Below are 12,380 nucleotides of genomic sequence, written 5' to 3' on the forward strand. Positions count from 1 at the left end.
GCACGTCCGGCGTCCGCCGTCACGTGCCCGGCGTCTCCCGCCATCGCCCCGTGCCCTTTCGTCAGCCCGTGCCCGCCCATCGGTCCGTGCCCGGTCATCGGTCCGTGCCCGGTCATCGGTCCGCCCCCGCCGCACATCCGGCGCCGGGCGTCACGCTCCCGACGTTCGCCTCCATCGGCCCGTGCCCCGTCATCGGCCCGCGCCCGCCGCACGCCCGGCGCCGGCCGATGCCGTGGCCCGTCCCACCGAGCGGTCCGCCCGGCGGGCCAGGCCGATCACCCCGGCCAGCCGTTCCACCGCCTCCGGCACCTCCCAGTCGTCGCGTCGCAGCGCGGCCAGCGCCGTCGCCGGGGCGACCAGCAGGTCCGGGGCGCCCGTCTCCAGCGCCCGGACCAGCACCGCCCAGCCCGCCTCCCACCGCTCCCGCTCGGGCCGCACCCCGACGGCGGCCACCACGGCCTCCAGCGCCGCCTGGCGCAGATCGCCCCGCACCGGCAGCTCGGCGGAGGGAGGGTCGGCCATCAGCGACTCCGGATCCGGCAGGTCCATCCGGTCGAGATACGCGAGGAGTTCGAGCCCCGGCCCGTCCCCGACCGCGCCCCGCACCAGCAGCGCCAGCACGTCCCGGGAGACCGAGGCCGCCGTGCCGAAGGCCAGCAGGGTGAGCGCGGCCTCCCAGCTGCGGGGTGAGGGCCAGGCGCCGCCGCGCCGCGTCTCGGTGCTCGGCAGCCGGTGGATCAGCGTCGGCCGGGCCTCCAGGAAACCGCAGACCGCGCGCCGGGCGAAGGCCACCGCCTCCGGCAGCCGCCCGGACGCCAGCCGGGGCAGCTCGGCCCGGGGCCAGACCCCGCCGAGCCCGCGCACCACCACCTCCCGGTCGTGCACCCAGTGCAGATGGACGAACCGGTTGGCCAGCGGCGGGCTCAGCTCCCACCCGTCCGCCGCCGACGCGCGCGGATTGGCGGCGGCCACGATCCGTACGTCGGAGGGCAGGTGCAGCGCGCCGACCCTCCGTTCCAGGACGACGCGCAGCAGTGCGGCCTGGACGGCCGGGGTGGCGGTGGAGAGTTCGTCCAGGAAGAGCAGTCCCCGCCCGGCCCGCACGAGGTCCACGGCCCACTGCGGCGGCGCCATCGGCACCCCCTGCGCCGCCGGGTCGTCGCCCACGATGGGCAGCCCGGCGAAGTCGGACGGCTCGTGGACGCTGGCGATCACGGTGGTCAGCGGCAGGTCGAGGGAGGCGGCGAGCTGCGTCAGGGCCGCGCTCTTGCCGATGCCCGGCTCGCCCCAGAGCAGCACGGGCAGGTCGGCCGCGACGGCCAGGGTGAGCGCCTCGAGCTGCTCGTCGGGGCGCGGCTCGGTGGTGGTCGTCCGCAGGAGTGTCAACAGGTCGTGGGCGAGGGTGAGTTGGGTGTCGGTTCCGGACGCGTCGACGGCAGTGGGCGCGGGCGCACCGACGGCGGCCGGGAGCGCTGCGGACGGGAGAGTACGGGAAGTCATGGGCATCACCTGGGGGTTGAGGGAGGAACGGGACGGCCGGCCCGTCCCGGACGCCGTGAGGACGTACGGCGCGGGACGCGCGGCGCAGTAAGGGCACGTGGGTGGCGGCCACCGCCGGAAGCCGGTCGGACCGGTGCCGGAAGGGGACTTCGGTGGCGGTGACCGGCAGCTGCTCGGGCCGGTGCGGGAGAAGGGAGTCGGTGGCGGCAGACCGTCAGCCGGGGAGGCCGGTGCGGGGCCGCGCCCGGCTGCTGCGCTTGTGGTGCATCGCCGGGGGCATACGGCGGTCGGGCCGGGGGCGGTGGTCCGGCTCCGCGTGCCCCGCGCCGGAGGCGTTCCCGCCCCCGGCGGCAGCGGGGTGCACGGCGACCAGCCCCGAGCGGAAGAGACCGTGGTCGACACGGCGTGCCGCGGCCGACCGCAGGGCGTCCCGCAGCGGCCCGTCGCGCAGCACCGCGCCGGGACCGAGCAGCCCCTCGACCACGGCCAGCGCCCCGGCGACGTCACCGTGGCCGAGCCGCTCCCGGACCGCGGGCAGTGCCTCCGGGCTGCGGTGCACCGCGTCGATCGCCCGCAGGCACGGCAGGGCCGGCCCTCCGAGTGCCACCAGCAGCTCTTCCCGGCGCAGTTGGACCGGGTCGTGGTCGATCGCCGTCAGCACCCCGTCCCGCAGCGCGATCCGGTGGACCTCGCCCCGGCATTCCACCCGGTGCGGATCACCGGGTACGGGGACGGGACCGGCCACCGGTGCCGAGCCGGACGCCGTCACCGATCCGGACGCGGTCAGTGCCGCGGCGACGAGCGGGTGCAACCGGTCGGCCGTGACCAGGCCTGCCCGCAGCAGCCGCAGATCCGGAAGGACCCGGGCCGCCGCCTCCGGCAGCACCGGAAGCGCCGCGACCTCCTGCGGCGGCAGCGCCTCGCGCAGTGGCCGCAGCGCCGGGGCGTGGCTCTCGTCGGGGGCGACGAGTTCGAGCACCGTGCGGCTCCGCGCGCCGAGCCGCACGGTGAAGGCCCCGCGAGGCCGGCCCTCGGCCCGCAGCAGCAGCTCGGCCTCGGCTGCCCAGCCGGCCACCGCCCACGAGGAGAAGTGACCGGCGGGCCCGTCGGACGGGCCCGCCGGATCCGGCACGCCTGACCCCTCGGGCAGGACCGGCCCGTCCGGCGGGAGCGGCCCGTCCGGCGGGACCGGCAGACCGCACACGCGAGGCGGGCAGGGCGGCGGCCCCGTCCACGGCGGCGCCCCGCCCGCACCGCACCGCCGCGCCAGTTCGCCGCTTCGCGCGGAGTCCCAGAGGTGCCGGTGCAGGTCGAGCCGGAAACGCCGGTCGGGATGCGGGTGCGGATGGTGTCCGGGGGCGCCGCTCCCCGGCCCCTCCCAGAGGGCCAGGGACATCCGCTGCCCGGCGTCCGCCCGGGCCGGCGGTGTCCGCACGACCAGATGCAGCGGCGTGGCGCCGGAGCTCCCGTAACGGGCCAGCGAGAGGGTGAGGCCGGGCCGCAGTCGCCCGTCGGGAGCGATCCGGGGCATGTGCCAGCGGAGCAGGTCCGGCGCCAGCCGGCGCAGGTCCGCACGGAGACGGGTGACGAGATCGGTGCCGTGGCGGTCGCGCACGGCGCGCAGATCGAGATCGACGTCGACACGGGCGGCGGCGCAGGCCCCCGCCCAGTCGCCGGCCGCGCGGCGTGCGGTCGCGGTCTCGATCATGGACGGTGGCACGGCGTAGTCGCGTACGCGCTGCCACATCGACAGGTGGGCGGGAATCCCGTTCGCGAGGTGATGTGCCATCAGCACTCACCTTGAGCGAACGATTCCCCCAATCCGCGAGAGGAGAAGTTCTTCATCTCCGGCATCCTAACCACGCCGAAGTCGATCTGTCAGTCCCCTTTCGCCGCCGCCCCGCACCCGGCTCCCCCGCCCCTCCCCGTGGTCGTTCCCGGCTCAGGCCAGGGGGCCGCCGGCGGCCGGCCCGTCCCAGGGCCGCGGCCCCGTGCCGTCGCTCCAGGCCCGCAGTGCCTCGCCGTCCACGCAGACGATGCCGCACTGTTCGGCGTACTCGGCGGCCGGGGCGGTGAAGTCGCTGGTGGTGACGATGATCGCGACGTCGGCCTCGTGGACGGTGTAGCAGGTGCCGCCGAAGCGCTGCAGGTCCTGCGAGCCGACGCGGTTGGTGTCGCAGTAGCGCTTGCACTGGACGACCAGGCGCCGCCCGTCCGGGGCGACGGCGAGGACGTCCGCGCCCAGGTCGCCCGCTCCGCCCACCACTTCGACCCCCGTGCACCCGTCCCGCTCGCACAGGCCGGCGACCGCGTGCTCGAACTCCTCGGCGTCCAGGGCGCCGTAGTCCAGGAGCTCCCCGTGCACGACGTCCTCGGGGAGCGGTTCCACGACGTCGGCCCCGGCGACCGTGTCCGGCGCGAGACCGGCGGCCACGGTGGCCGCCGTCCCCTCCGGGAGCACGACGGTCGGCTCGGTGCCGTCCGTGAGCACGACCGTCGGCTCGGTCCCCTCCGGGTCCGCGCGCGGTCCGGGCGCCCGCGGGCCGCCTGCCGCCGGGGCCTCGGCGTCGATGCGCGCCGCGGGGGCCGGGGCCGTGGGGGGCGGCGGCGTCTCCAGCGCGTCAAGGGCCGTGCGCGTCGCCTCCTCCAACGCGGCGGTGGCCTGGCGGGCGGCCCTCTTCGCCGAGAACCGCCGCCTGCGTCGGCGTACCGCCAGGACGGTCACCACGGCGACCACGACCAGCACGACCGCCCACGCCGGACGGCGCTCCAGGGTGGCGGCCGCGGTCCGGAACGCCAGGCCCAGGATGCTCAGGAGGAGTGCGAGAAGACCGAAGAACAGGGCCGTCGCCCGGAGGTCGAAGGACCGTCGCGGGCGGCTGCGTCGTACACGGCGTACGGGTGTGGTCACGGTGATGGGAACCCCTCCCCTGGTGGACACGAGGACCACCAAGGCGTGTGCCCCAAGATCACCCGATTGATCGCACCGGCCGCCGGATCGCCGGCGGATGTCCGGCGCGCGGACAACGGTGGTGAATCCGGCGAGATCCCGTCACCGAACCGTGAAGAACCCGGCGGACCCTTGTGCACACAGCACAGGCACAGCACGGCACAACCCGGCACGGCCCGGTCCCGCCCGGTCCCGCCCGGTCCGGCACCGCATCGCACACGTCGTCATCCATCGGGGGAAGAGCACCATGAGCACCGTTCGCAGAGCCGCCGTCGCCCTCACCGCAGTCGCCGCACTCGCGCTGACGGGGTGTGAGACCACCGAGGACGGCGCGGCCGGCGCCGCCGGGACGACACCGGCGGCGAGCCCGTCCGCGTCCGCGGCCTCGTCCGGGCCGTCGCGGCCGTCACCGCCCCCGCAGGCGCCGTCGACGACCCCGCCGGGGTCCGCGGCGGGCGGCTCCTCCGGCGGCGGGGGCGCCTCCCCGGCCGAAGACCACGTCTTCCCGTGCAGCACCCACGACGTGACGTTCACGGCGACCCTGGCGGAACCCACGACCAGCAGCTACCTCCTGAAGATCACCAACATCGGCGCCGAGGCGTGCCGGGCGCTCGGCCACCCGGTCGTGACCTTCGGCGACCTCGACGGACAGGCCACGGAGCGGGGCGAGGCCCCGGGCGTCGAGGACGCGCTCAGGCTCGCGCCGGGCGAGTCGGCGTACGCCGGGCTCATGGGCGGCGCCGACGACGGAAGGGGCAGGACCGTCGGATCGATCGCGATGACCATGAACACCGAGTCCGACCTGGAGCAGACGCCGCTCGAAGCGTCCACTCCCGGCCTGTACGTCTCGCCCGACACCAACTCCGTGACCCCCTGGGTGAACAACGCGGAGGACGCGCTCAGCCTGTAGACGGCCGCCGTCCGGCCGAGCGGGCCCGGCCTGGGGGCGGCCGGGCCCGCTCGGCCCCGCTCCGCCCGCCGGCGGGAGATCGTTAGCCTGTTCGCCGACCTTCGACGGTTCCTCCGTCGCGACGGACGCGACTCCCGTGACCTGCACAAATCATCGTATTCATGCGATCAGTGCGCCTGCTCGGGTGACTCAGGTGCCGATCCGTCATGTTGCGGAGGTGACGGAGCGTCGATTGCCTCGTCAGTGGCGTACAACGGAGACGCCGCACAGACAGGCCGGACGCTTTCCACCGGAGGGTTCCCATGGGCAACACACGTATTGGCATCGGTATCGGCCTGGCGGTCGGCGCCCTGGCCCTGCAGGTCCCGGTCGCTGTCGCCGCCGACGGCTCGGGGCTCGACATCAGCTCGCGGGGAGGCTCTCCCGGCTCCAAGGTCACGGTCAGCACGGCGGCCTGCGGCGACGACGTGACCTACGGCAAGGGCGAGTCCGAGGTGGGCGGGAAGTTCCACCTGTTCGAGGGGGAGAGCAAGGGCGTGCTCACCGGCGAGTTCACGGTGCCGGAAGGGGCCTCGCCCGGCACCGACACCATCACCGTCAAGTGCCCGCCGCGCACCAGGATCACGGATTCGTACGAGCTCGGGGGCGGCCGGCCCGACGGCGCCGTCGAAGCCGGGTTCGGAGACCCGCAGGACTCGGTTCCGCAGCTCGCCCTGGGCGGAACACTGGTCGCCGCGGCCGCCGCCGGGTGGCTGGTGAGGATGCGTCACCGTTCGGGCGCCGGCCGCGCCTGACCGCCCGCACCCCGCCTCCCCGGATCCCGGGCCTCTCCCCCGCGCTCCGGGGATCCAGGGGCGGCGATCCCACCCGCACGGCAGGCTAGAGGCTCCACCACGATGGCACCCGGACCCGACGACAGCGCTCCCCCGCCCCCGTTCGTCCCCTCGGTCAAGCTCCTGACCTGGACCCTGGTGGCGGGTGCGGTGCTGGTGACCGGCGCGCTGCACGGCGGAGAGCCGCCGCAGCCCTCAGCCGGCCAGGCCTTCTCCGCCCCGGCACGCCCCCCGGCCGGCCGCACCGCCGCGGCCGGCCCCGCCGTCCGGCCGCTGCCGTCCTCGACACCCCTGCGGATCCGGATCCCCGCGATCGGTGTGGACGCCCCCCTGACGGAGCTGAGCCTCGACGCGTCGGGGGCGCTGCGCCCCCCGCCCGCCGACGAGCCCGGCCTCGCCGGCTGGTACGGCGAGGGCACGACGCCCGGCTCGGCGGGGACGGCGATCACCGCGGGGCACGTGGACCTGCGCTCCGGCAGGCCCGGCGTCTTCTACGGCCTGGGCGCCGTGGCCAAGGGCAACACGGTCGAGGTCGACCGGGCCGACCGGCGCACGGCCGTCTTCACCGTCGACGCCGTCGAGGTCTACGCCAAGGAGAGCTTCCCGAGCGAGAAGGTGTACGGCGACTCCGAACGGGCCGAACTCCGGGTGATCACCTGCGGGGGCGGTTACGCCGAGCGCACCGGGTACCAGGGCAACGTCGTGGTCTACGCGACGCTCACCGCGGTGAGATGAGGCCGCGGGAGGCGGACGGTCACGGGTCTCGCAGGAGCGGTGACCACCGGTCGCCGGAGGACCGGAGGAGCCGACGCGAGGCCCGCGCCCCGGCCGCGAGCCGGTTCGCCCGATTGTGTCACCCTGTTTCTAGGCGAACGACCGTTTCGCGCACTTCGTCGTACCGCGCCGGAGGCAGGTCACCGGGACCCGGCGTCCGGTCGTCGGATGCTCGTGACGGCAGCGATCGGGGATCTCGTGAAGCCAGGAATCGGGGAAGGGGAGCCACCGCAGCAGCCCTACCTTCCCGACCTGCATCTGCGTCTGCGCGCCGAGCTGGGCCGGATCGACGAGCAGCTGCACCTGCTGCTCGACGCCACGGACCGGCTGCAGGGCCTGCTGGACGCGGTGGTGGCCATCAGCCGGGAGGTCGAACTGCCGGCGGTGCTGCAGCGCATCGTGACCACCGCCATGGACCTGGTGGGCGCCCGCTACGGGGCCCTGGGCGTCCTGGGCGAGTCCGGGGACCACCTGCAGCAGTTCATCGCCGTCGGCCTGTCCGGCCAGGAACGGGCCGCTCTCGCCGGGACCGACTTCCCCCGTGGGCTGGGCGTCCTCGGACACCTGATCCGCCACCCCGCCCCGCTGCGGGTGGAGAGCATCCCGGAGCATCCGTCGTCCGCCGGGTTCCCGCCCGGCCACCCCCGGATGCGCACCCTGCTCGGCGTGGCCATCACGGTCCGCGGCGAGATCTACGGCGACCTCTACCTCTCCGAGCGGCACGACGGGCAGCTCTTCGACGCCCACGACGAGGAGGTCGTCGTCGCGCTGGCCGGCGCCGCCGGCATCGCGATCGAGAACGTCCGCCTGTTCGAGCGGGTGCGGGTGGGAGCCGAGCAGTTCCAGCGGCTGTTGCTGCCGACCCTGCCCGACCTGCGGCCCTTCACCGCCGCCGCCGTCTACCGGCCCGCGGCCGAACCCGGTCGGCTCGGCGGGGACTGGTACGACGCCGTCCCGCTGCCCGACGACGTCGTGGCGGTCGTCATCGGCGACGTGGTCGGTCACGACCTCAAGGCCGCGGCCGCCATGGCCTCCACCCGCAACATGCTGCGCGCCCTGCTGTACGAGCGGGGCCGTCCGCCCGGCGCGGTCCTCACCCAGCTCGACCGCACCCTGCAGGCCATCACGGACAACCCCGTCACCACCACGACGGTGGCCCGCATCGAACCGGCCGGGAACGGCCGACGCCTCCACTGGAGCAGCGCCGGCCACATACCGCCCCTGCTGATCGCTCCGGGGTGCCGGGCGGAGTACCTCTTCGCGGAGCCCGGGCTGCCGCTCGGCGTCGACTCCGAACAGCCCCGCCCCGACCACACCCGGTTCATGCCGCCGGGCTCCACCGTGGTCTTCTTCACGGACGGGCTCGTCGAGCATCCCCGCCGGTCCATCGACCAGAGCCTCGACGAGCTGACCGACCTCGCCACCGCCCACGCCGCCCTGCCCCTGCCGGAGTTCGTCCAGGCCCTGGCCGACCGGCATCCCAGCGACGGGCACGACGACATGGCCGTGCTCGCCCTGCGCACCCCGCGCGACTGACCTCGCGTTCCCCCGGACGTCCGGTTCCGCGGCTCGGCGACGCCGTGGAGGATCCGGAGCATCCGGCGGATGATGGATCCCGGGGCGATGTCGACGCGGAGGCCGCCCGATGACTGTCGCTCGGCGTGCACGGTTCCGACGCGGTGGTGCGACCGCCCTGGACATCCTCGTCGTCGCCGCGCTGTACTACGGCTCGGCCCGGCTCGGGCTGTTCCAGCAGCTGGTGCGCAGCCAGGTCACCCCGCTGTGGCCGCCGACCGGCATCGCCGTGACGAGCCTGCTCCTGCGCGGCCCGCGGGTCTGGCCCGGGATCGCGATCGGGGCGTTCCTGGCCAACGTCTCCCTCGGCCCGTCGGTCCCGTCCCTGCTGACGATCGTCCTGGGAAACACCCTCGCGCCCGTCTGCTCCTACGCGCTGCTGCGCCGTGCGGGCTTCCGTACCCAGCTGGACCGGCTGCGGGACGCGCTCGCGCTGATCTTCCTCGGTGCGTTCACCGGGATGCTGGTCAGCGCCGGCGTGGGCAGCGGCGCCCTGGCCGTCGCCGGCGTGCTCAGCCCCGACCGCTTCTGGCCGGCGTGGTTCGTGTGGTGGACCGGCGACGCCATGGGCGTCCTGGTGGTGACGCCGGTCCTGCTCGTCCTCCGCTCGGCGCGCCGGCCGAGGGGCGTGAGACCCTTCCGCCGGGTGGAGGCGCTGCTGCTCCTCGCGGCCACCCTCGGTGTCGGCTGGCTCCAGACCGGCAGCACGCCCCTGATGTTCCTCGGCTTCCCCCTGCTGATCTGGGCGGCGTTCCGCTTCCAGCTGGCCGGGGCCGCGCCCTGCTCCCTGGCCGTGTCGACCTTCGCGGTCGTCGCCGCCGCGCAGGGGGCGGGGCCGTTCGCCGGTCACGACCTGCTCACCAACATGATCACCTTGCAGGCGTTCAACGGATCCGCCTCGCTGACCGCCCTGCTCCTCGCGGCCGCCGTCAGCGAACGCGACCAGACCCAGCGGGAGATCGCGCGGGCTTGCGGGCAGCTCGCCGAGATGGTGACCACGATCGCCCGTGGTCACCGCCCCACGACGCTCCCCGCCGGTGCCGACGGGGAGCACGCGGCCGAGGAGCAGGGCGGCCGGACCGGAAGACCGGGCTGAACCGCAGGGGACGCGAGCCGACGGGAAGGGGGCTGTCCGGCCGCGGCGGACGACCGGGGCCGGCCCCGGCGAGGGGCGGGACGGAAGCACACAAAGAAAGGCAAGGAGGTTCACCCACTCCTTGCCACTCTCAACTTATAGCGCACCGGGGGCCTTGCGGCAAGGCCCCCTTCCTGCCGCAGAATCACCGGCCGAAGCCACGAGCTGCGGAGACGGGGTTGTGATGATCGACGTGATCGTCGTCGGCGGTGGACCGACCGGACTGATGCTGGCCGGCGAACTGCGGCTGCACGGTGTGCGGGTGCTCGTGCTGGAGAGGGACGCGGAGCGCACCCCGGTGGTCCGCGCGCTGGGTCTGCACGTGCGCAGCGTCGAGGTGATGGATCAGCGCGGCCTGCTGGACCGGTTCCTCGCGCACGGCACGCAGTACCGGGTCGGCGGCTTCTTCGCCGGTCTCGGCACGCAGTGGCCCGACCGGCTGGACACCGCGCACTCGTACGTCCTCGGCATCCCGCAGACCGTCACCGACCGCCTGCTGGAGGAGCACGCCACCGAGCTCGGCGCCGAGATCCGGCGCGGCAGCGAGCTGGCCGGGCTGAGCCAGGACGACCACGGGGTGACCGTCGAACTGGCCGACGGCACGCGGCTGCGCTCGCGCTACGCCGTCGGCTGCGACGGCGGCCGCAGCACGGTGCGCAAGCTGCTCGGCGTCGGCTTCCCCGGTGAGCCCTCCAGGGTCGAGACGCTGCTGGGCGAGATGGAGGTGGGCGTGCCTGCGCAGACGCTCGCCGACGTGGTGACCGAGGTCCGCAAGACCCAGGCGCGGTTCGGCGCCGTGCCCCTGGGGGACGGGGTGTACCGCGTCGTCGTGCCCGCCGCGGGGGTGACCGGGGACCGCTCGGTCCCGCCGACCCTCGACCAGGTCAGGCAGCAGCTGCGGGCGGTCGCCGGCACCGACTTCGGCGTGCACTCGCCGCGCTGGCTCTCCCGCTTCGGCGACGCCACGCGGCTGGCCGAGCGCTACCGCGTCGGCCGGGTGCTGCTGGCCGGCGACGCGGCCCACGTCCACCCGCCGACCGGCGGTCAGGGGCTCAACCTCGGCATCCAGGACGCGTTCAACCTCGGCTGGAAACTGGCCGCCGAGGTGGCGGGCCGGGCGCCGGAAGGACTGCTGGACAGCTACGAGAGCGAACGGCGTCCGGTGGCCGCCGACGTGCTGGAGAACACCCGCGCGCAGATGGAGCTGATGTCCCCCGAACCCGGTCCGCGGGCAGTGCGCCGGCTGCTGACGGAACTGATCGGCTTCGAGGAGGTGAACCGGTACCTGATCGAGAAGATCACCGCGATCTCGGTCCGCTACGACCTCGGCGAGGACCACCCGCTCGTCGGCCGCCGGATGCGGGACGTGCGGCTGAAGCGGGGGCGTCTGTACGCGCTGATGCACGGCGGCCGCGGGCTGCTGCTCGACCGGACCGGCCGGCTCTCGGTGCCGGGCTGGGCGGACCGGGTCGACCACGTCGTCGACGTCGGCGAGGAGCTGGACGTGCCCGCGGTGCTGCTGCGCCCGGACGGCCACGTGGCCTGGGCCGGTGACGACCAGCGGGAGCTGCTCGGCCGGCTGTCCCGCTGGTTCGGCGCCCCCGTCGACCGAGCACGCCCCCGCCGGCCGAACACGCCGTCGCGGCACCGCGCCGCCTCCGGCCCCGGCGGGGACGCGGGCCCCGGACCCGCGTCCACCGGTCGGTGACGCCCTTCCGCGCCCCGCCGCCGCCCGACGTCAGAGGGCGGTGGCGGGAGTGCGGAAGTAGTGGCCCGCGTCGAGGTCCTCGAGGAGGCCGGGCCCGGCCGGCCGCCAGTCCAGCAGTTCGCGGGTCAGGGCGTTCGACGCCGGGCTGTCGAGTCCGAGGAAACCGCCCAGCCAGGTGAAGTGCTCGGCCGCGGCCTCGGGGGCCACGGCGGCCACCGGCACGTCGAGGTGGCGGCCGATCACCTCGGCGACGGCACGGAGCGTGACGCCTTCCTCCGCCGCGCCGTGCAGCACCGACCCCGCGGGGGCCTTCTCCACCGCCAGGCGGAAGAGCCGTGCGGCGTCGAGGCGGTGGACGGCCGGCCAGCGGTTCGCGCCGTCGCCGACGTACCCGGAGACGCCTTCGGCCCGGGCGATGGCGACCAGCGTCGCCATGAACCCGTTGTCCCCTTCGCCGTGGCAGGTCGGGGAGAGACGCACCACGGACGAGCGCACGCCGCGCGAGGCGAGGGCGAGCGCCGCCGCCGCGGTGGCGGCGCGGACGGAGGCCGGCGAGCCGTCGACGGCGGGTACGTCCCGTTCGGTCGACACGTGTCCCGGCTTGAGGCCGATCAGGCCGGAGGCGATGACCAGGGGCCGGCCGGTGCCGGCCAGCGCGTCGCCGAGGGTGTCCACGGCACGGCGGTCGGCCTCGGCGGCGCCCCGGAAGTCGCCGGTGAACGCGATGTCGTGCCGGAAGGCGAGGTGGACCACGCCGTCCGACGCGGCGGCGGTGCCGCCCAGGACGTCCAGGTCGTCGAGGGTGCCGCGGACCGCTTCCGCCCCGGCGGCGGTGAGGGCGGCGGCGGACGCGTCGGAGCGGGCGAGCCCCACGACCTGGTGGCCCCCGTCGATGAGGTCGGGCACGAGGGCGGAGCCGAGCCAGCCGGAAGCGCCGGTCACGAAGATACGCATGGGAGAACTCCGAACTGTTGATGTCAGTGGCTGCCATCGAC

Annotated in this window: 10 protein-coding genes; 6 read left to right on the forward strand and 4 right to left on the reverse strand. The window is 75.2% G+C overall.

Annotation, left to right across the window (positions count from 1 at the left end; translation table 11 throughout):
* Window positions 1-189: 189 nt before the first annotated feature.
* The 3 genes from ACH4F6_RS01590 to ACH4F6_RS01600 all read right to left on the reverse strand — a co-directional run bounded on the left by ACH4F6_RS01590 (window position 190) and on the right by ACH4F6_RS01600 (window position 4,411).
* Window positions 190-1,500: a sigma 54-interacting transcriptional regulator gene (locus ACH4F6_RS01590; protein WP_397957790.1), complete on the reverse strand. Its 1,311-nt coding sequence runs from the start codon at window positions 1,498-1,500 to the stop codon at window positions 190-192.
* Window positions 1,501-1,714: 214 nt separating this feature from the next.
* Window positions 1,715-3,289 (reverse strand): hypothetical protein, encoded by a 1,575-nt coding sequence (locus ACH4F6_RS01595; protein ID WP_397957791.1) that lies wholly within the window; start codon window positions 3,287-3,289, stop codon window positions 1,715-1,717.
* A gap of 153 nt (window positions 3,290-3,442) precedes the next feature.
* On the reverse strand, window positions 3,443-4,411 hold the full coding sequence (locus ACH4F6_RS01600) for a restriction endonuclease (protein ID WP_397957792.1): 969 nt from the start codon (window positions 4,409-4,411) through the stop codon (window positions 3,443-3,445).
* A gap of 286 nt (window positions 4,412-4,697) precedes the next feature.
* Between ACH4F6_RS01600 and ACH4F6_RS01605 the strand changes: the two genes are divergently transcribed.
* The 6 genes from ACH4F6_RS01605 (at window position 4,698) to rox (ending at window position 11,385) form a co-directional block, all read left to right on the forward strand.
* Window positions 4,698-5,360, forward strand: a complete 663-nt coding sequence (locus tag ACH4F6_RS01605) for a DUF4232 domain-containing protein (RefSeq protein WP_397957793.1) — start codon at window positions 4,698-4,700, stop codon at window positions 5,358-5,360.
* 302 nt (window positions 5,361-5,662) lie between these two features.
* Window positions 5,663-6,154 carry a sortase gene (locus ACH4F6_RS01610; protein ID WP_397957795.1) on the forward strand — a complete coding sequence of 164 codons (492 nt, stop codon included), beginning with the start codon at window positions 5,663-5,665 and terminating at the stop codon, window positions 6,152-6,154.
* 102 nt (window positions 6,155-6,256) lie between these two features.
* Window positions 6,257-6,928: a class F sortase gene (locus tag ACH4F6_RS01615; protein ID WP_397957796.1), complete on the forward strand. Its 672-nt coding sequence runs from the start codon at window positions 6,257-6,259 to the stop codon at window positions 6,926-6,928.
* A 237-nt stretch (window positions 6,929-7,165) separates the two neighbouring features.
* Window positions 7,166-8,503, forward strand: a complete 1,338-nt coding sequence (locus ACH4F6_RS01620) for a PP2C family protein-serine/threonine phosphatase (RefSeq protein WP_397957798.1) — start codon at window positions 7,166-7,168, stop codon at window positions 8,501-8,503.
* Between the two features lie 109 nt (window positions 8,504-8,612).
* Entirely contained in the window at window positions 8,613-9,638 is a 1,026-nt protein-coding gene (locus ACH4F6_RS01625; protein WP_397957800.1) for an MASE1 domain-containing protein, read from the forward strand.
* 223 nt (window positions 9,639-9,861) lie between these two features.
* The gene (gene rox / locus ACH4F6_RS01630) at window positions 9,862-11,385 is read left to right on the forward strand and encodes a rifampin monooxygenase (RefSeq protein ID WP_397957802.1); all 1,524 of its coding nucleotides are present in this window, start codon (window positions 9,862-9,864) and stop codon (window positions 11,383-11,385) included.
* 30 nt (window positions 11,386-11,415) lie between these two features.
* Here the strand turns inward: rox and ACH4F6_RS01635 are convergent, their stop codons facing one another.
* Window positions 11,416-12,339 carry an SDR family oxidoreductase gene (locus ACH4F6_RS01635; protein ID WP_397957803.1) on the reverse strand — a complete coding sequence of 308 codons (924 nt, stop codon included), beginning with the start codon at window positions 12,337-12,339 and terminating at the stop codon, window positions 11,416-11,418.
* Window positions 12,340-12,380: the final 41 nt, after the last annotated feature.

The organism is Streptomyces sp. NPDC017936, from assembly GCF_044328485.1.
In the GTDB taxonomy this organism is placed as follows: Bacteria; Actinomycetota; Actinomycetes; order Streptomycetales; family Streptomycetaceae; genus Streptomyces.